Raw genomic sequence first — 19,626 nt, 5'->3', positions numbered from 1 at the left:
GAATACGGGGCTGTCCGAAAAGCTCCGTCATTCCAAATCCTGTTTTTGAATGACACCGTGCAGCGAACGTATCGGGCATCCCCTACTCAAGCTCCGAGCCGTCAGCATCGGCGAAGAGACGCCTGTCAGCGCCCTCCTCGATTTCGTTGCGAAGCTCCTCGTCGAAGAGGTCTATCTCCGGGCCGGGAACGGTGCCGCCGCCGATGCGGACAGCCTTCTCGTAGCAGTCGACGAGCCGCGGCGTCAGCGACGATATCCGCCACTTTCCGCCCCATTCGACCGCCTCGCGCGACTTTCTCTTCCGCAGATTCTGGTCGCGCAGGAGCGAGACGACCTTCGAGGCGAACATCGACACGTCGTCGGGAACCATGAACCCGCCGTTGTCGCCCTGCATGACGTCGACGGTTCCCATCTCCCCGATTGCGACGACGGGAAGCCCCGCGAGCATCGCCTCGACGGTGACGAGCCCCTGCGTCTCCGTCTTGCTCGGGAAGACGAACACATGGGAGAGCCGGTAAAAATACATGAGGTCCTCGCTCTTCATATATCCCGTGAAAGCGACGCTTCCCGAAAGCCCTCGCTTCTCCGACAGCTCCTCAAGCTCCTCGAGGAACGGGCCGCCTCCGACAAAAAGGAGCGCCGTCTTCGGCATGGACAGCCGGACAGTCTCGAGGACGTCGAAGAGGAACGGAAGGTTCTTCTCCTTGACAATCCTCCCGACGAAGAGAAGCAGCCTCTTTCCCTTGAGATGGGGGAATTTCTTGTAGAGGCGCGACGAAATCTGGAACGAGCGCGGGACGGAATACTTCACCTTGTCGTCGGGAATTCCGGTCGGAAGGATGTCGACGTCCTTCTCTATTCCGTACTCGCGGACGACCGACGCGATGCGCTTCGTCGGCGCGATTATCACGTCGGCGCGCTTGAGGTAGTATTTGACGACGCTCCGCCCGATTTTCCGGAGGCTGAATTTCGGAAGGAACGGGACGTAGTTCGCCAGATAATCCTCCCACATCGTATGGAAGGTGAAGACGAACGGCACGTTCCGGTGGTGGGCATACCACGCCCCGAAATAGCCGATTGTCCATTCCGAATTTATGTGGACGACATCCGGATGGAATTTGTCGAGCACTTTCTTTATGCGGTTGCATTTGTCGATTCTGACCATCCTGTCCTCTTTCGAGAAGTTGGTTCTTGTCGACGGAATCCGCACGACCTCGAACGGGGACATCTTGTCGCTCGATTTCTCGTCGAAGAACGAGCTGCGCTGCTGCTCCTCGGAATATTCAAGGCAGACGACCATAACGTCGTGTCCGAGCTTTGTCAAAGACTCAGCATAGGAACGGACTGATACCGCGACACCGTTTATCCGCGGAAAATACGCGTCCGTGAACATTGCGATTTTCATAAGGATTTCATTTTATAGGAATCGAAAAGAAAATGCGATAGAATAGGCCGTCCGGTTCCGCCTGCCGGGCTTTGCTGCCAGGAAAAACGAAACGAAGGCGGAAACAAAAAGGAAAGCAAATGCTCCATTCAGAGAAACTCCAGATATACGACATGCTCAAGAAAGCGTCGGACTCGTTCTACGGGTTCGGCTCGCCGTCGTTCCCGCCGGAACGCCCCGATTTCATCGACGACCCGTCGCCGGACGAATCCGGAAAAACGCAGGCCCCTCCCCCGCCGGAGATTGAGATAGCCGAGTCGGGCGCGCTCACCGACCTTGCCCGCCAGGTGGTGTCGTGCAGCCGCTGCGGGCTCTGCGCCCAGCGGAGGAACGCCGTCCCCGGAATGGGCGTTACGGAGCCGTTCGTCCTCGTCGTCGGCGAGGGGCCGGGAGAGCAGGAGGACGCGCGCGGGCTTCCGTTCGTGGGGCCGGCGGGGCAGCTCCTCGACAAGATGCTTGCGGCAATCTCGCTCTACCGCAACGCGAACTGCTTCATCACGAACATCGTCAAATGCCGTCCCCCGATGAACAGGACGCCGACGCCGGAGGAGGCAGCCGCCTGCATGCCGTTCCTCCGCGCGCAGGTGAAAATCCTCAAGCCCAAAGCAATCCTTGCGGCGGGAACGACGGCGATAAAGACGCTCCTCAACACGAAGACGGGGATAATGCGCCTCCACGGGAAGCTTTTCGAATTCGACGGGATTCCGCTCCTCGCCACATACCACCCGAGCCTCCTCCTGCGCTACAGCGACTACAAGCGCGCGGCGTGGGAGGATTTGAAAATCTTCCGCGCAAAGCTCCTCGAAATAAACCCCGAATACGCGAGCATAAAGAACGCGCCGTTCGGATTCCCCGAAGGAGGTGCCTGATTTATGGCGAAATACCTTGAGGTCGTGGTGAACAGGCCGCTCTTCCAGTCGTTCACGTACATGAACGCGAAGGCAACCGAGGGCGAGAGCCTTTTCGGGCGGCGTGTCGACATAACGTTCGGGAACTGCCGTGAGCGCGGGTTCGTCATATCGGAAAGCGACGCGCTTCCGGAGAACCTCGGCTACGACCCGCGGAAAATCAAGGCGATACGGAGGGCGATAGACAAAAGCCCCGTCTTCACGGAGGAGACCGTCGCCCTCGCGCGGTGGCTTTCGGAATACTACATCTGCTCGCTCGGCGAGGCGCTCTCTGTCATGGTTCCCGGGGGAAAGCGGGAGAGCGATTTCTGCGGGCTCGGGTTCGGCGACATGGACGGGCTTTCCGTCGGGGAGTCGGAGCTTTCGGAAGAGCAGCGCACCGCCGTCGACGGAATAATGGGCGGAGAAGAAGGGATAATGCACTACCTCTACGGGCCGACGGGAACGGGAAAGACGGAGGTTTTCCTGCGCGCCGCGGAGAAAGCGCTCGCGCTCGGGAAGGGCGTCATCTACCTCGTCCCAGAAATCGCGCTCACGCAGCAGGTCATAGAGGCGGTCGCGGCGAGGTTCGGGCAGGCGGCGGCAGTCCTCCACTCCGCGCTCACGCCGAGCCAGCGGCTCTCGGAATGGAACAGGATTCTTTCGGGGGAAGCGCGCATCGTAGTCGGGGCGAGAAGCGCCGTGTTCGCGCCCGTCCCAAAGCTCGGGCTTATCATCATCGACGAGGAGCACGACGGCTCTTACAAATCGGGCTCCGCACCCCGCTACCACGCGCGGCAGGTCGCCATGCACCGGTGCATCAGCGCTGGCATTCCGCTCGTGATGGGAAGCGCGACACCGAGCGTCGAGGCGTGGAAGCTGATGGACGACGGGAAAATCAGGCGGCACGTGCTTACGAGGAGGCTTGCCGGAGGCGCGATGCCGGAGATACGGTGCATCGACATGTCGAAGGAGGACGGAAGGCAGGGAAGCATCTCGGCGGAGCTGCAGTCGGAAATCGAGGCGACGCTCGCGGAAAAACGGCAGGCAATCCTGTTCCTCAACAGGCGCGGGTTCTCCCATTACTTCAGGTGCAACTCATGCGGATACGAGATGAAATGCCGGAACTGCTCCGTCTCGATGACGCTCCACAGGAAGGAGAAGCGGCTCCGCTGCCACTACTGCGGGTGGTCGGTGCCGCAGCCGCAGAAATGCCCCGAATGCGGCTCGCTCGACATCGGCTACTCGGGATTCGGGACGGAATTCATCGAGAACGAGGTGCGCGCGAAATTCCCCGCCGCACGGATAATCCGGCTCGACACGGACAGCATATCGCCGAAGGAGCTCCCCGCCGCGATAGACGGGTTCCGCAGGGGCGAATGGGACATAATGCTCGGGACGCAGATGGTCGCGAAGGGGCTGAACTTCCCGAACCTCAAGCTCGTCGGCGTCGTCCAGGCCGACACGGGGCTCCACATGCCCGACTTCCGCGCCGCCGAGCGGACGTTCGCGCTCATAACGCAGGTCGCGGGGCGCGCTGGGCGGTTCTTCCCGGACGGGAAAGTACTCGTGCAGACGTACAACCCGACGGCGCTTCCGATAGCGTGCGCGACAAGGGGAATGACGGAGCAGTTCTACGAAGAGGAAATAGAGACGCGTGAGATGACGGGATTCCCGCCGTTCTCCCGGATGGCGCAGCTCGTGTTCCGCTCGAAGTCGGAGGAGACGAGCGCGCGCATGGCGGACGAGGGGGGAAGCCTGCTCGGCGAAATACTCGACTCGATGAGACGGGCGGAGGGAATCCCCGAGGAGGCAAAAAAGGCGATGGAGATGACGGAGATTCTCGGCCCGTCGGAATGCCCGCTCGCAAAGATAAGCGAGAACTACAGGAACCAGATAATCCTCAGGGGGCCGAGCATAGCCGTCATACGGGAAATGGCGAGGAGGCTCCTGCTCGGCTACCGGATTCCGGGGAACGCATACATCGAATGCGACATCGACCCGGCAAGCGTCCTGTAGGAGACGCTCTTGTCAGACGTGCCGCCTGACTCCGGAAAACCCGACGCTCCAGAGGAAAAGCCCCGTCGCGGGAGCCGTCGGGCCTGCCCTTTTTCTGTCGCGGCTTTCGAGGACCTCGCGGAAATAATCGCCGTCCCTCCCAGCGCGCTCGAACGCGACGAGGCTTCCGGTCACGCTCCTGACCATCTTCCAGAGGAACGCGTTCGCCCTGATTTCGAAGACAATCCTCTCGCCGTTCGCTGGGTCGGGATAGAAGACGGCGTTCTCGATGAAGCGCATCGTCGAAAGGCTCTGGTCGCCGGCGGCAGCGAACGTCGCGCAGTCAATCTCTCCGCGAAGATGCGACGCCATCTCGTTGAGCACATGTATGTCCGGCATCCGGTGGAGTGCCCAGACGTAGCGAGTCTCGCTCGCGAGGGGGCTCGCGCCGCAGTGCAGGAAATAGCGGTACGTCCTGCTCGTGGCGGAGAACCGCGCGTTGAATTCCGCGCCGACCTCCCGGGCATCGTTGACGCGGACGTCGGGAGGGAGGAACGCGTTCAGGGCGGGAACATAGTTCTCGGGCTTCATCGAATCAATCGGCGAGAAGAAATTCGCCGCCTGCCCCGCGGCATGGACGCCGGAATCCGTACGCCCGCTTCCGTACAGCTTCGTCGGCTCCTTGTGGATTTTCGCGAGCGCGCACTCGACTGCCGCCTGGACTGTGCGCACGGGCTTCCCGCCGTCAGCGGTGTCCTGCCGCTGCCACCCGCAGAAATCGGTTCCGTCATACGAAAGGGTCAGAAGGATATTCCTCACGAATCCTCCCCTCCGTTCTCATCCTCGTCATCCTCGATGTCCGCCTCGATAGAGTTCGCGTCGTGAAGCTCCTTGTTCAGCTTGTCGTAAAGGTCGCGGGCATGGTTGAGGAGCGGCCCCGGCTTCTCCTTCGAGGACTTTCCGATTCCGAAAATACGCGCTATCGAGCGCTTGTTCTCCCCGAATTTCTTGAAGCGGAGGTTCATGTCATCCGTCTGGCCGTACTTGTACTCGAGTATCGCGTTCATGTAGATGATTCCGTTGTAGCCGTAATTGAAATCGACGTCCGGCCCGTACGAGCCGAGGTTCCCGACAGGCTCCGTCCCGTTCGTCTCGTTGACGAGCGTCTGCCCGTAGAAGAACAGCGCCTTCTTGTAGAACGACTGCGCGACGAAATCGTAATGGTAGCCGGGAATCTTCCGCTCAAGCTCGTTGCATATCCACGCGAGGCGGACGCTCAGCATGGCGCGCTTGAACGTCGGGGAATAGCCGATGTCCATCTTCTCGTAGGAGAGAATCGCCAGGTAATACATCGCAGCCCCGTCGAGCAGGTTGCGCGCGCGCTTGACGTCGTAATGCGGGAAAATCGCCTCGACCGCCTTCTTGCGGTTGTACTCGTCGTTGCGGAGCCGCTCAATCGACTTCTTGTCGTCCTTGAGCGCCTGAAAATCGCCCCACAGCAGGGACAGATGGCATCGCGGGCACGCGCCGACGGAGTAAATCAGCGGGAACACCTCGCCGTACCTCTGCGTCGGAACGTAGAGCCGGTGAAGCTCGTCCGTCAGGTCGCCGGCGCTCGTTCTTCCCTGAAAAAGCTCCTCCCTCTCGAATTCCTTGTTGCACACGGGGCAGATGAACTTCTTGTCCTTCGACCAGAACGAAATCTTCGCCGCCTTCTGAGGCTCTTCCTTCTTTTTTATGTACATTATTCCCCCTTGCGTTCGAGCACGACGAACGCCACAGCGTATTCCTTCTCATGCGAAAGCGAGACATGCAGCGCAAAATCCGCCCCCGCGATTTTCTCAACGATTTCCCGCGTCCTTCCGCCGAGCACGAACGACGGCTTCCCGAGAGAGTCCTTCACGATGCCGAAGTCGGAAAGCTCCATCCCCGAAAAACCCGTCCCGAGCGCCTTCGAAAGAGCCTCCTTCGCGGCAAATCTCGCCGCGTAATGCTCGCAGAGGCGCTGGACGCTCCCCGAACTTCCCCCGCACGGAAGAATCTCCGACGGATGGAAAAAGCGCGCAATCATGCCCGCATTCCCGACCCAACGCGAAAAGCGCGAGACCTGCGCGATGTCCGTTCCGATTCCTGCTATCATTGCGCGGAAGCCTCCCCCGCCTCATCGTTTGCCGGCTCCTCCGCCGATGATTTATTTTCGTCCGCCACGGGCTTCGTGTTGAACGTGACGGGCACTTTTTTCACGACCTCCCCCGTCAGGCTGAACTGCGGCGGCACCGTTATCGTCACGGGAACGTCGAACCGCCCCGCCCCCGAAACCTTCGAGCAGTCGGCGACGACCGTCCCCGGCGCGGGCACGAATTTCTCAACGTCGAGCATGTTCCCGTATATCGTGACGGGAATGCTGTCCGTCTGCGCGACGACATCGAGCGACGGAGGAACGTTCGCAAGCGAGACTTTCACGACGTCGATTTTCCGCGACACCTTCACCGGGACAATCTCGAATTTGACGCGGAAAACGTCCTCGGAGTAGGTGAACGAGAACGGCTTGTCGTTCAGCCCCGTGTCCGTTATGAAATCGCCGAGCGCGCCGTCAATCGACATCTTCTTCGTCTGGAACGACGACTTCGCGAGGACGAGCGAGCGGGCGCCCGTTATCTCCACCTGCGGAGGCTCCACCGACACGGACTTCAGCTCGTACCCGTCGGCGGGCTTCCCCGAATAAAGCGGCTCGACGGGGACGAACGCGCTCGCCTCCTCCTCAACCTCGAGCTTTATGTGGCTCGGCGAGCATTTCGTCTGGAGCGAGATTATCTCCATCGCCCGCGGAGTCAGCTCAAGCAGGACGGGAAAATCGCAGACGCCCTTCTTCGTCGCGAAGTCGAGGTTGAGGTACGCGGTGAAATCCTCCGCGCTGAGCTTCGACACATCCTGCGGGGAGCCGCGCACTATGACCTGCACGGTCTCCCGGTACGGGCCTGCCGCGACGATTCCGTTCGACGAGCGTATCTCAAGGTTCACGGAGAACGCGTCGTCGCGCAGCGTCTGCGTCCGGTAGACGTAATATATGAAACATGAGATGACGAAGCAGATGAGCAGGACGGGAACGTTCAGCTCCACCTTCTCCGTAAAAACGCGCTTAATTGACTGAAATGCTTTCATCGATTGTGTTCTCTATCGTCCTGTTCTTCTCAGACATGTCGAGGAGCTTGTTCAGCGTCGCCGAAAGCTGCTCCGTCGTGAGGTCATAATAGAAAGTCGAGTCGCACGCGATGCTCATCGCGCCGGTCTCCTCCGAAACGATGAGGACGACGGCGTCCGTCTGCTCGCTCATCCCGATTGCCGCGCGGTGCCTCGTGCCGAACGTCTTCTTTATGTCGAAGCGCTCCGACAGCGGGAGGAAGCATCCCGCGGCAATTATCTTCCCGTTGTCCACGATGCAGGCGGCGTCGTGGAGCGGAGTCTCGAACGAGAAAATCGTGACGAGGAGCGCCGACGAAATGTCCGCGTTGAGCATCGTCCCCGACTCGATGTAGTTGTCGAGCTTCGTCCCGCGCTGGAAGACGACGAGCATCCCCTTCTTCTTCTTCGAGAGCGTCTCCGCCGCGATGACGACGGCATCTGCATACGTGTGCTTGGAGCGCTGCGCGAACGGCCGCCAGTCGAACTGCCCCAGCTTGAGGATGAGCTTCCTTATCTCCGGCTGGAACACTATCGCAAGCCCGACGGCGAGCGCCGGTGCGACCTTTCCCAGAATCCACACGAGGACGTTCAGGCGCAGGACATACGCGAGCACGTACACGATGAGGATGAGGAACCCAGCGCGCACAATCTGCATCGCGTTCGTCTTCACGATTATCTGGTAGGCCGCGTAAAGGATTCCCGTCGTAACGAGGATGTCAACGACCGGCTCCAGCGCCCAGTAGACGCCCAGAAAACCTTCGACGACCCCCATTCACCTGCCCCCGAACCCGAGAGCGGCAAGAACCTTCAGCGAGTCGACTGCCTCCGCGACATCGTGCACGCGCACCATCGAAGCCCCGGACATAACGGCGACGGCATCGGCGGTCAGCGTCCCGGCAAGGCGCCCGCCCTCATCGCGCCCGGTGACGCGCCCGATGCACGACTTCCTCGACAGCGCCATGAGGACGCGGTACCGCCCGCCGCACAGCTCGCCGCATCTTGAAATCAGCGAGAAATTCGCCCGGTCGTCCTTCCCGAACCCGATTCCCGGATCGACGATTATATTCTCCGGCGCGATTCCGCGGGACTCGGCAAAGGCGCACCGAGCGGAAAGGTACGAATCGACCTCGGCGAACGCGTTCCCGTACGACGTGTCGTCCTGCATCGTCGACGGTATCCCCCTTTTGTGCATGAGGATTACGGGTATGTTCTTCTCCGCCGCGAAGTCGGCCAGAAGCGGCTCGTCCTCAAGCGCGGAGACGTCGTTCAGAATGTCGGCGCCCGCCTCGAACGCGGCCTTCATCACGGAAAGTTTCCTCGTGTCTATCGATATGGGGACGGACGAGACGCGCCTGAGCGCCTCCACGACGGGCACGACCCTGCGGATTTCCTCGTCGTCCGATATGTAGCCGCTTCCCGGGCGCGTAGATTCCCCGCCGACGTCGATTATGTCGGCCCCATCCTCCACGAGCGAAAGCGCGCGCCCAAGCCCGCCGCGGCTTTCCTTCCAGAACGAATCGGGCGTCGCATTCACGATGCCCATGACGAACGCCGGAAGGTCGGTCGAGACGCTCCTTCCGCCAGACAATTTCAACTCCATTCGCTACCCCCAACTATCATTCCAGCCGCACGCGCTATGTCTTTCGGGGACATGCCGCAATCGGCGCAAATCTGCTCACGTGTTCCCTGAGGAAGGAACCTGTCCGGGAACGCCATCACGCTGCTTCTGACCCCGGACGACGACGCGACCGACGAGAGAAATTCGCCGATTCCGCCGATGCGCACCCCATCCTCGACGAAAACGACGCCGTCGAATCCGGAAAGCACGTCCCGGAACGAGGCGACGTCGAACGGCTTGAGGAACCGGAGCGTGTAGATGTCCGCCCTGATTCCCGCCTGAAGGAGAATCCTCGCCGCCTGAAGGACCTCGCAGTACATGCCTCCGGTCGTGACGAGGAGCACCTTCCCGAACTGCCGCGGACGCTGCTCGCAGTCGAACTGGACGGAAAGGGACGGCTCGAATTCGTCGCACGGGACGAAGATGCCGCGACCGACGTTTCCCGAGTCGATTTTCGTCGAGAACGACGGAAGCTCCGACGGGCATGACGATTTCGGATACCGTATCATCACGGGGGCCTCCGCGCCGAACGCGTACTCGAGGCAGGCGCGCAGGTCCGCCGCGGAGGCGGGCGACATCATCACAAGGTTCGGCACGGGACGGAAAAGCGCTATGTCGAACAGCCCCTGGTGCGTCTCCCCGTCGCTCGGGACGACGCCCGCCCTGTCGAGGACGAGGACCGCGTGGACGCCCTGAATCGCGATGTCGTGTACGACCTGGTCGACGGCGCGCTGCATGAACGTCGAGTATATCGCGACGACGGGAACCATCCCCCCCCGCGCAAGCCCCGACGCGAACGTGACGGCATGCTCCTCCGCGATGCCGACGTCGAAAAACCGCTCCGGGAATTTCCTCGAGAACGCGTCGAGCCCCGTCCCCTTGCTCATGGCGGCAGTTATCGCGGCAATCCGGCTGTCGCGCGACGCGAACGACACGATATCGTTCGAGAAGCTTTCCGTGAAACTGAGGGAGTCGAATTTCTCCACGACGCCGTTCGTTATCTGGAACGGCCCCACGCCGTGGAAGCTTGCGGGGTCGTTCTCCGCGGGGCTGTACCCCTTTCCCTTCTTCGTGCGGACGTGGACGACGACGGGCTTGTCGAGCATGGCGGCTCGCCGGAACGCCTCCTCCATGCTGTCCATGTCGTGGCCGTCGAGAGGGCCGACGTACTCGAACCCCAAGTCGGTGAAGAAATTGACGCTCAGGCAGAACCCCTTTATGGCGCGCTTGAGGCGGAATATAAATTTCCCGAGGTGATGCTCCGAAAACGGAATCCTGTCCACAATCCCGTCTATGAAATACCTGAACCGCTGGTAACTCCGCGTCATAGTGAACATAGAAAGCGTCCGGGAAAGCGCGCCCGTGTTTGCGGAAATGGACATCTGGTTGTCGTTGAGGACGACGATGAGGTTTTTTGAAATCTGCCCCGCATGGCTCAATGCCTCGAACGCCATCCCGCCCGTAAGGGAACCGTCCCCTATGACGACGACGACCTTCCTGCCGCGGCTCTTCTCGTCGAGGTTCCACGCGGTAAGGAGCCCGAGCCCCTGCGAGATGGAGGTGGACGAGTGCCCGTTGTCGAAATAATCGTGGCAGCTCTCGCACCGCTTCGTGAACCCAGAAATCCCGCCATGAAGGCGCACCGACGGAAAGTCGCGGAACCGCCCCGTAAGGAGCTTGTGCGTGTAGCACTGGTGGCTCACATCGAATATTACGGCGTCGCGCGGGCTGTCAAACACGCGGTGAATCGCGATTGTCAGCTCGACACATCCGAGGTTGCTCGCAAGATGCCCCCCATTTCTTGCCAGAACCTCAATGATTTTCCTTCTGATTTCCCCGGCCAGCTCAGGCAGCCGCTCCTTCGGCAGTTTCTTCAAATCATCCGGGGAATTTATAGTAGAAAGAATCGTAAACGACCTCCGAAAACATCGAAACAAACATAAAAAAAGACCGCGTAGTTTTACAACTTTCGCGGTCTTCAACCGTCAGACATCAGACAAGAACTTACTTGCTCTTATGTCTGTTGCGTCTAAGCATCTTCTTACGCTTATGAGTTGCCATCTTCTGGCGCTTTCTTTTCTTTCCACAAGGCATTGGAAGGCTCTCCTTACTCTTTAGATTTTGGATTTGGTTATTATTATCGAAAGCGGAACCTTCGTCAATCGGACGAGGCGACGCATTTCATAGTAACCTGACTTTCAGCGGCTCTCAATCTGAGAGGCATTCTCGTAGCAGACCTTTGATGCGTTCGGCGCACCGAAAACCTGCCGTGCGGCGACCGACACCACCTTTCCCGAATTCCCGTTCTGCTCAAGCACGGGATCCTTCACCATCGCAAGCTGGAACGACCGTCTGCTGGCCGCTACCGTAGCCTCATAGACGTTGCCGGTGAATTTCACAAGTTGTTCCAAAGGAAAAATCATCATCGCTCTCCCTAAAAAATGTTTTTCGATTATAGCGATTTTTTATTGTCACCTCAAGAGAAAAACTCTAAATTTGTGCAATGCGCACCATTTCGACAAAAGCGACGGTGCTCCGCCTTCAGGTCAGGGGCGAGAGCAACTACATTGCGACCATTCTCACCCCCGAGGGGATTTCAAGCGCGACGCTTTACGGCGGGGCTAAGAGCCGCCTGCGCTCGCTCGTATCGCCGATGAACTCCGGGACGATGTACATGACGAGCGACGAGGCGCGGCACTCGGCGAAGATAAACGACTTCGACGTGAAGAGCTACCATCCGTCATTCAGGGAGAACCTTTTCAAAATGCTCGCCTCCTCGTTCGCGACGGAGCTGCTGATGAAGACGCACTGCGCAGGGAGCCCGGGCGACGCCTGGATTCTGTTCAACGGGTTCCTCGACGGAATGGAATTCTTCGACGAGCGGGAGGCGAGAATCGGGCTGGTGCGGTTCATGTGGAGGTACATCGACCTCCTCGGCGTAAGGCCCGACACGTCGTATTGCGCCGCCTGCGGGGAGGAGCTTTCGTCCGGCGATGGAAAAAACGCAAGCCATGCCTTATCATATAGCGTCATCTCAAACGGCTTCATCTGCCGCGGATGCGCTGAGGGCGGGAGCATCCCGCAATCGGACAGCGCGCTGCCGGTATCAGGCATGACGCTGCGCTACCTCGACTCCGTCGCGAGACTCTCGCCGCGGGAGGCGCGGGCGCTGCGCGAGCCGGAGGAAGTCTACAGGGAAGCGCAGGATTTGTGCATCGCGATACTCGAAAGCGTCTGCGGGACGAGCTTCACGACGCTCAGGACGTGCGCGGGAATTTTCTGACAAAAACAAAACGAACGGAACAAAAAACGGGAGGATTAAACAATGAGAGCAATCGACATCATCATGAAAAAGCGCGGCACCACAATCCGCGACAAGAACGGGGAAAAAACGCTCGCGGGAAGCACGAAGCTCACCGGCGAGGAAATCAGGTTCCTCATCGACAGCTACGTATCGGGAGCCCTCCCCGACTACCAGATGAGCGCGTTCCTCATGGCGGTTTATTTCAACGGCATGGATTTCGAGGAGACGGGCGCACTCACGGACGCGATGCTCCACTCCGGCGACGTCATAAACCTCCACGGCGACGGCGCCATCGAGGGGCTTGACGGCGAGGTCTTCGTGGACAAGCATTCGACGGGCGGCGTCGGGGACAAGATTTCGCTCCCGCTCGCGCCGATAGTCGCGTCATGCGGCGTGAAGGACCCGATGATGAGCGGGCGCGCGCTCGGTCACACGGGCGGAACGCTCGACAAGCTCGAGTCGATTGAGGGGAAGGACAGCGGGCGGTTCAACGTCTTCCTCAGCGAGGAGGAATTCAAGGCGGGAATCCGGAAGGACGGGTTCGCCATGATGGGGCAGACACCGAAAATCGTTCCCGCGGACAAGAAGATGTACGCGCTCAGGGATGTGACGGCGACAGTCGAGTCCGTCCCGCTCATCACGGCGTCAATTCTCTCGAAGAAGGTCGCCGAGGGCGCGGACGCGCTCGTTTTCGACGTGAAGTACGGCACGGGCGCGTTCATGAAAACGAAGAAGGACGCGGAGGAGCTTGCGGTCTCGCTCGTCAACACGGCGAAGGCGATGGAAAAGAAGGCGAGCGCGCTCATAACGAACATGAACACCCCGCTCGGGCGCACCGTCGGGAATTTCCTCGAGATAGAGGAGACCGTCGAATGCCTGCGCGGAAACGGGCCTGCCGACGTAATGGAGCTGACCTACCAGCTCGGCGCGGAGATGATTCTCCTCGCGGGGAAGGCGAAGACGCGCGATGAGGCGATCGAGATGGAGAAGGATGCCGTCTCGTCCGGCCGCGCGCTCGAACGGTTCCTCGCGAACGTCAGGACGCAGGGCGGGGACGCCGACAAACTCATGGCGCAAATCGGCACGCGGCGGTCACCATTCCGCGCGGAGGTAAGGGCAAAAGAGGACGGGTTCCTCTCGCTCGACGCGTTCAAGACGGGGCTTGCGGGAGTCTACCTCGGCGTCGGAAGGAACAAGGCGACCGACGACGTATGCTTCGACGCTGGAATCGTCATGCACAAAAAGACGGGCGCCGAGGTGAGGAAAGGCGAGCTCATCCTCGAAGTCTACGGGAAGGACGCGGAATGCCTCGCGCCCGCGGTCGCGCTCCTCGAGTCGGAGGCGATATCGTACAGCCCCGAAAAGCCGGAGGAAGACGAGCTCGTGTTCAAAATCATACAATAAAGGCGGGATTTCCATCCCGGAATCGACAAGGATGTCCGTTCCGCACGGGGCGGACTTAAACCAAGGATTTTTGCACAAATGAAAAACTGGAACAAGAAGCAGGTTCCGCGCGAGATTGTGGCGGGGCTGAACGCGAAGTACGGAATAGACGCGCTCACAGCCTCGATACTCGCCCGCCGCGGAATCACGGAGGGAAAGGACGTCCAATTCTTCATGGAGGACAACGAGCGGTTCATGCACAGCCCGTTCCTGTTCAAGAACATGGAGGAGGTCGTCGACAGGATATTGCAGGCAAAGGACGAGGGCGAGAAGGTCCTCATATTCGGTGACAGGGACGTTGACGGAATCACGTCGACGACGGTCCTGCACGACTTCCTCACGTCGCTCGGGATGGACGTCACATACAGGCTTCCGGCGGGCGCAGACCCGTACGGGCTGAACATGGGCGCCATAGACGACTTCGCGGCAGCCGTGGAGGAGGACTTCAAGCGCGGGAAAGGCGCGCTCATCATAACGGTCGACTGCGGAATCTCCAACGTCAGCGAGATATCGTACGCGACGGAAAAGGGAATGGAAGTCATCGTCCTCGACCACCACAACCCTCCGGAGGTTCTCCCCGAGCCGGCGATAATAATCGACCCGAAGTGCGAGGACTCGGGATACCCGTTCAAGGACATATCGGGCTGCGCCGTCGCGTACAAGGTCGTCAGCGCGCTCCGGTTCGCGCTCGCGGAGCCGATATACGGGATGGAAATCGCGCTGCTCGACGCGAACGTTACAGGCGGGGACTGCGTGGTGGACGTTATAAGGACGAAGAACCTCACGGAGAGGGGAACGTTCAGCGTACGCATACCGCAGGGAAAGTCGATTATGGAGACGGAGCTGCCGAACATTTTGCGGAACCAGCACATATACATCTGGGACAAGGCGAAATTCAGCGCGATATTCGGGACGGACAGCTTCAACTTCGCCGATTTCCGTGACGAGATTATGCGCGTCTGGCCCGAGCGCGGAAAGCTTTCCCTCCGGGAGCTGCGCGCGCGCTCGAAAATCGCGCTCTACAACCCGGAATTCGACTCGGACATCATGGGATTCTTCAACCTGTTCGTGACGTACCACAGCATCTCCGCGACAAAGAAATTCTCGAACGAGAACGAGCGAGACCTGCAGCTCGTCGCGCTCGCCGCCCTCGCGGACATCATGCCGCTCGTGGACGAGAACAGGATTTTCGTCAGGCGCGGAATCGCCTCGATAAACGCGGGCAACGCGCGCGAAGGGCTCCGGGAACTTCTAGCGCTCGCGGGGCTCCTGTCCGAGGGGCGGACAATCACCAGCACCGACCTTTCGTGGAACATAAACCCCGCGCTCAACGCGACGGGACGACTCGGGCAGCCGGAAATCGGGTTGGGGCTGCTCACCGAAAAGGAGAGCGACCGGCGCATCTCGATCGCGAACAGGATTATCGCAATGAACAACGAGCGCAAGCAGTTCGGCGCGGACGCGTGGGAATACGGGAACCCGAAGGCGCAGGAATCGATAGACGCGAACGGCGGAAAGCTCTGCGTCATCGTCGACGAGCGGATAAACCGCGGCGTCTCCGGCATTCTTGCGGGAAAGCTCGTCTCGGCATACAACGTCCCGGCGATGGCAATGACGTTCGTGGACGGGACGGCAATCGGCTCGATGAGGAGCTGCCGCTCGTTCGACGCGACGGCGTTCCTCGACGCGCTCGACAAGGAGGGCGCGAAGGACGGTAAGCCGGGGCTTTTCATAAGCCACGGCGGGCACGACTACGCGGCGGGGTTCAGCTTCGAGAAATCGAGGCTCGACGAATTCCTCTCCGCCGTCAAAAAATTCGTCCCGTCCATAAAGCTGTCAGACGACGACACCGAGACGTTCGACATAGACGCGGAGCTTCCGCAGCGCTACCTCGACACGGACGAATTCGACATTTTCACCGTCATCGACAGGTTCGAGCCGTACGGGGAGGAGAACGCCGGGCTGATTTTCATGAGCCGCTCGCTCCGGATATCGGACGCGAAGAAATTCGGCAAGCCCGAATCGCGCCATCTCAAGCTGACGTTCGACTGCGGAAGGACGAAATGGCCGGCGCTTCTGTGGAACGGCGCGGAATCGCTCGACAAGGATTTCTCCGTCGGCGACTGCGTGGACGTCATATACAACATCGAGCGGAATTTCTACAACGGGAACACGACGCCGCAGATGAAAATAATCGACATAAGGCGCGCGGGCGCATAAGGAGGAGACGATGAGGATGTCGGCAATACGATGGCTGTCATCGGCACTCGCTCTCGCGCTGGCGGTTCTGCCGGCCGGAGCGGAGACGGCGACGTTCCCCGCGCGGAGCGGAAGCGGCGCTGGCGTCACAGCATGGTGGCAGGGGAAAGTATGCCCAGGCGACGCCGTTTTCGTCAGGCTCGCGCTCGGGGAGAACGCGCCTTCCGGGAAAATCGGGGGGAGCCTGGAATTCGAGAAGGACGGAAAGAAAGTCGGCACTGCGGAATTCTACGAGGTTCCCGACTCCAGCGGCAGAGGAAGGCGGATGGCGCTTGCGGGCATCCCGCTCTCGTCGTATCTTTCGGCAGGAAAGGGAACGGCGACGGCGCGGCTTACTGCAGGCGGAGCGGAGATTCAGCCCGCGATGATGCCGATAGAAATCGTCGCGAAGGAATTCGTCAAGGAGACGATACAGCTCGACGCGGCGAACACGGCAATAAAGACGAACGACTCGGACGAGCGGTGGCGGCAGATAAGCAAGCTGAACAAAATACTCGGCACGCGGACGGACGCGGACGTATTCTCGCTCGCGCCGATGCTCCCGCCGACGGGCGCGACGAGAAGGACTTCTTTCTTCGCGGACAGGCGCATCTTCGCCTACTCCAACGGGAAATCATCCACGAGCCTCCACTACGGGATAGACTACGGAATCCCGACCGGAAGCAAGGTCCGTTCATGCGCGGCAGGAAAAGTCGTACTTGCCGAGATGAGGATAACGACGGGCTGGTCGATTGTAATCGAACACCTGCCGGGGCTCTACAGCCTCTACTACCACCTTTCGAAGATGGACGTCGGCGTCGGGGACATGGTTTCCGCCGGGCAGCAGATTGCGCTCTCGGGGGCGACGGGCCTTGCGACGGGACCGCACCTCCACTGGGAGATGCGGCTCAACATGGAGGCGGTCAGCCCCGACTTCTTCACGGGCGACTTCACATTCGAAGAAGCCGTAAGGAACCCGTAGAATCCGTCACGATATCGTACGTCTCCCCGGGAACGAGCGCCGACAGATTCATGACGCTCGTCTCCGAATAGCGCGAGCGGAATTTCGTAGACTGGAAATCGGCGAAGTATCCGAGCGCGCCGAGCGCGCGGCGGACGGGCCGAGGGTATTTCTCCGACACGAACGCGCAAATGCCGTCATACAGGTAGTAGCGTGCGAGCCTCGTCCCCTTGTAGACGCTCGTCTTCCCGAACTGCAGGTACTGCTCAGAATACACCCGCACGGGGAACTGGATTTTCTTCCCGCCGAAAGACGCGCTTGAGAATTCCACGCACAAATTCTGCCCCGACCACGAGCGGTCGAGCACGGCGAATTCGCGTCCGGAAGTGTCGACAAGAGCGACGCGCGCGCTCACCGTCTCGCGGCTCGTCCCGTATATGACAATCCGCATAATCGTCCGCGCGGAAAAATCCTGCACGACGGAGGCGGCGAAAAAGCAGCGAACGAACGTGAATATGTAGAACGCCCCGAACGCGAGGAACACTGCCAGCGCGAGCAGGGACGCGAACCGTACTTTTACGGTGGATTTCAGCATGACGGCTTCACGAGGCTCATGAACTCGTCCTCGTCTATCACGCTCACGCCGTATTTCGCCGCCTTCGCGTTCTTCGAAGAGCCGCTTTCCTTGTCGTTCGTCACGAGATACGACAAATCCTTCGTCACCGACGACTTGCACGAGCCTCCCGCCGCCTTCACGAGCGCCTCCGCCTCCGCGCGCTTCATCGAGCGGAGCTCCCCCGTAAAGCAGAACGACTTCCCGGAAAGGGGAAGCGGCGCGCCGAGCGAGCCGGAAATCTCTATCGTCCCGGACGAGACGAGCGATTCCATCTCCGCCCTGTTCTCCGAAAGCCCCTCGACGACCGCGTTCGCCATTATTTCGGCGAAACCGTGGACGGCAGAGAAATCGTCCGGAGACGCGGAAAGGAGGGAGTCGAGCGTCGGGAACCCGGCATCGACAAGTTTCCCGACGACCGTCTCGCCAACGCCCTCGATGTCGAACCCGGCGACGAAAGCCGGAAGCGACATTTTCCTGTGCGCCTGAATGGAGTCGAAAACCTTCCGCGCGCCGAGCGAATCCTTCTTCCCCACGGAATTTTCGTCAAGGAAATACGGCGTGAGCTTCTCGACGGAAAGCGAATAAATGTCGGAGACGGATTTCACGACGCCGTCGCGGAAAAGCGAGCGGATGAGCGTGTCGCCGAAATCGCGTATGTCAACCACGGAAATCCACTTCTGGAGCCGGTGGAGGACACGCTTCGGGCAGCCCTGGTTCGGGCAGAAAAGCCGCGTCCCCGCATCGACGAGCGGAGCGCCGCAAGAGGAGCACACGGACGGGAAAACAATCTCGCGGCATCCGTCCGAGGAACCGACCACGCCCTCAATTTTCGGGATTATCTCCCCGCGCTTGACGACGACGACGCGGCTTCCGATTTTAACTCCAAGACGCCTCATCGTGTCCGGGTTCGCGAGGCTCGCGCGCTGGACGGTCGTCCCGTTGAGCTGAACGCCGTCGAAAATACCGACAGGCGTGTACGTCGAGCCAGATTCGCTCCATTCGACGTCGCGAAGGACGGTCACCGCCTCCTCAAGCCCGAATTTGAACGCAATCTGTCTGTCCGGCCTCGTGCGCCTCGCATCCTCGAAATCGATGCGCCGCTCCTTCACCACAAGCCCGTCTATGTCGAATTCGAGCGAGGAGCGCATCTCCGAGACGCGCGCGCGATAAGCGATTACCGAATCGGCGTCGGGAAGAACCTCGAGGTGGACGACATCGAATCCGCACGAGGCGAGCCACTCTATCTTCCCGACCTCGTCAGAAAACGGATTGTCGGCGGGATTCCCCTCACCATCGGTCGCGAGCGCGTCGTATACGATGAGGTTCAGGTTCTCGCTTCCGGAACCGTCCTTCCGCTTCATGAGACCGTTGGCGGCGTTGCGGCAGTTCGCCTTGTCCGCGTACAGGGAGTCGTGCACGGAATGGCGCATTATGACCTCGCCACGGACAGCACCCGTAAAGGCGATTCTCTCCCCGTCCCTGCCGAAAAGCTCGGGGAGGACGCCGCCCATCTTCCGCGCGTTCTGCGTGATATCGTCGCCGATTGTCCCGTCGCCGCGGGTCACCGCCCTGACGAGCACGCCCGAATCGTACTGCAGCTCAAGGGACGCGCCGTCGAGCTTGTATTCGACGAGGTACTCGTCATATTTATGCGCCGATGCCCACTTGAGGAACTGCCCGTCCTCCGCCGCTTTCTCCTGGCTTCCCATCGGCATGCGGTGGTGCACCTTCGCGAACGAGCCGTTGTCCGCGCCGACGCGGGAGAAGACCGGATTCGACGGGTTGAGGGACTTCAGCTCGTCCCACAAAGCGTCGAATTCGGCGTCCGTTATCTCAGCCTCGCCGTTGTAATACGAATCCTGATACCGCTTAATCAGCCCCTCAAGCTCCAGTATCCGCCCCTCGATTCCGTCCTCGCCGAACAAGTCCATCGC

At 60.3% G+C, this 19,626-nt stretch carries 17 protein-coding genes; 6 read left to right on the top strand and 11 right to left on the bottom strand.

Going from position 1 to position 19,626, the window contains the following annotated elements:
* Positions 1 to 82: 82 nt before the first annotated feature.
* A complete protein-coding gene (locus tag TRESADRAFT_RS12990; protein WP_002706282.1) occupies positions 83 to 1,405 on the bottom strand; it encodes a glycosyltransferase in 1,323 nt (440 codons plus the stop codon).
* Positions 1,406 to 1,524: 119 nt separating this feature from the next.
* On the opposite strand from TRESADRAFT_RS12990, the gene TRESADRAFT_RS12985 reads away from it, so the two are divergent.
* Positions 1,525 to 2,313: a uracil-DNA glycosylase gene (locus TRESADRAFT_RS12985; RefSeq protein WP_002706281.1), complete on the top strand. Its 789-nt coding sequence runs from the start codon at positions 1,525 to 1,527 to the stop codon at positions 2,311 to 2,313.
* Positions 2,314 to 2,316: 3 nt separating this feature from the next.
* Positions 2,317 to 4,350, top strand: coding sequence for a replication restart helicase PriA (gene priA, locus TRESADRAFT_RS12980; RefSeq protein WP_002706279.1), 2,034 nt, complete (start codon positions 2,317 to 2,319; stop codon positions 4,348 to 4,350).
* A gap of 12 nt (positions 4,351 to 4,362) precedes the next feature.
* Here the strand turns inward: priA and truA are convergent, their stop codons facing one another.
* The 8 genes from truA to TRESADRAFT_RS12940 form a co-directional block, all read right to left on the bottom strand.
* The gene (gene truA, locus TRESADRAFT_RS12975; protein ID WP_002706278.1) at positions 4,363 to 5,148 is read right to left on the bottom strand and encodes a tRNA pseudouridine(38-40) synthase TruA; all 786 of its coding nucleotides are present in this window, start codon (positions 5,146 to 5,148) and stop codon (positions 4,363 to 4,365) included.
* Entirely contained in the window at positions 5,145 to 6,074 is a 930-nt protein-coding gene (locus TRESADRAFT_RS12970) for a DUF2225 domain-containing protein (RefSeq protein ID WP_002706277.1), read from the bottom strand. Before TRESADRAFT_RS12970 ends, truA begins: the two co-directional genes overlap by 4 nt.
* A complete protein-coding gene (gene acpS / locus TRESADRAFT_RS12965) occupies positions 6,074 to 6,469 on the bottom strand; it encodes a holo-ACP synthase (protein ID WP_002706276.1) in 396 nt (131 codons plus the stop codon). Before acpS ends, TRESADRAFT_RS12970 begins: the two co-directional genes overlap by 1 nt.
* Entirely contained in the window at positions 6,466 to 7,491 is a 1,026-nt protein-coding gene (locus TRESADRAFT_RS12960) for a CdaR family protein (protein ID WP_002706275.1), read from the bottom strand. Before TRESADRAFT_RS12960 ends, acpS begins: the two co-directional genes overlap by 4 nt.
* The gene (gene cdaA, locus TRESADRAFT_RS12955) at positions 7,469 to 8,284 is read right to left on the bottom strand and encodes a diadenylate cyclase CdaA (RefSeq protein WP_002706274.1); all 816 of its coding nucleotides are present in this window, start codon (positions 8,282 to 8,284) and stop codon (positions 7,469 to 7,471) included. Before cdaA ends, TRESADRAFT_RS12960 begins: the two co-directional genes overlap by 23 nt.
* Positions 8,285 to 9,112 carry a dihydropteroate synthase gene (gene folP, locus TRESADRAFT_RS12950; protein ID WP_002706273.1) on the bottom strand — a complete coding sequence of 276 codons (828 nt, stop codon included), beginning with the start codon at positions 9,110 to 9,112 and terminating at the stop codon, positions 8,285 to 8,287.
* On the bottom strand, positions 9,103 to 11,067 hold the full coding sequence (dxs, locus tag TRESADRAFT_RS12945) for a 1-deoxy-D-xylulose-5-phosphate synthase (protein ID WP_040843143.1): 1,965 nt from the start codon (positions 11,065 to 11,067) through the stop codon (positions 9,103 to 9,105). The genes folP and dxs overlap by 10 nt, the downstream gene beginning before the upstream one ends.
* 261 nt (positions 11,068 to 11,328) lie before the next feature.
* The gene (locus TRESADRAFT_RS12940) at positions 11,329 to 11,553 is read right to left on the bottom strand and encodes a DNA-directed RNA polymerase subunit omega (protein WP_002706271.1); all 225 of its coding nucleotides are present in this window, start codon (positions 11,551 to 11,553) and stop codon (positions 11,329 to 11,331) included.
* An 80-nt stretch (positions 11,554 to 11,633) separates the two neighbouring features.
* On the opposite strand from TRESADRAFT_RS12940, the gene recO reads away from it, so the two are divergent.
* From recO to TRESADRAFT_RS12920, 4 genes are all read left to right on the top strand, one after another.
* Positions 11,634 to 12,413 carry a DNA repair protein RecO gene (recO, locus tag TRESADRAFT_RS12935; RefSeq protein WP_002706269.1) on the top strand — a complete coding sequence of 260 codons (780 nt, stop codon included), beginning with the start codon at positions 11,634 to 11,636 and terminating at the stop codon, positions 12,411 to 12,413.
* A 42-nt stretch (positions 12,414 to 12,455) separates the two neighbouring features.
* Positions 12,456 to 13,838, top strand: coding sequence for a thymidine phosphorylase (locus TRESADRAFT_RS12930; RefSeq protein WP_002706267.1), 1,383 nt, complete (start codon positions 12,456 to 12,458; stop codon positions 13,836 to 13,838).
* Positions 13,839 to 13,916: 78 nt separating this feature from the next.
* On the top strand, positions 13,917 to 16,097 hold the full coding sequence (gene recJ / locus TRESADRAFT_RS12925) for a single-stranded-DNA-specific exonuclease RecJ (RefSeq protein WP_002706265.1): 2,181 nt from the start codon (positions 13,917 to 13,919) through the stop codon (positions 16,095 to 16,097).
* Positions 16,098 to 16,107: 10 nt separating this feature from the next.
* On the top strand, positions 16,108 to 17,097 hold the full coding sequence (locus TRESADRAFT_RS12920) for a M23 family metallopeptidase (RefSeq protein WP_002706264.1): 990 nt from the start codon (positions 16,108 to 16,110) through the stop codon (positions 17,095 to 17,097).
* On the opposite strand, the gene TRESADRAFT_RS12915 is transcribed toward TRESADRAFT_RS12920, so the two are convergent.
* A complete protein-coding gene (locus TRESADRAFT_RS12915) occupies positions 17,066 to 17,671 on the bottom strand; it encodes a hypothetical protein (protein WP_002706263.1) in 606 nt (201 codons plus the stop codon). The genes TRESADRAFT_RS12920 and TRESADRAFT_RS12915 overlap by 32 nt on opposite strands.
* Positions 17,665 to 19,623, bottom strand: a complete 1,959-nt coding sequence (ligA, locus tag TRESADRAFT_RS12910) for an NAD-dependent DNA ligase LigA (protein WP_002706262.1) — start codon at positions 19,621 to 19,623, stop codon at positions 17,665 to 17,667. The genes TRESADRAFT_RS12915 and ligA overlap by 7 nt, the downstream gene beginning before the upstream one ends.
* Positions 19,624 to 19,626: the final 3 nt, after the last annotated feature.

Origin of the sequence: Treponema saccharophilum DSM 2985, assembly GCF_000255555.1 — a bacterium.
Taxonomy (GTDB): Bacteria; Spirochaetota; Spirochaetia; order Treponematales; family Treponemataceae; genus Treponema_D; species Treponema_D saccharophilum.
The sequence above is the reverse complement of the archived record's forward strand: the minus strand, read 5'-3'. Positions and strand labels throughout refer to the sequence as shown.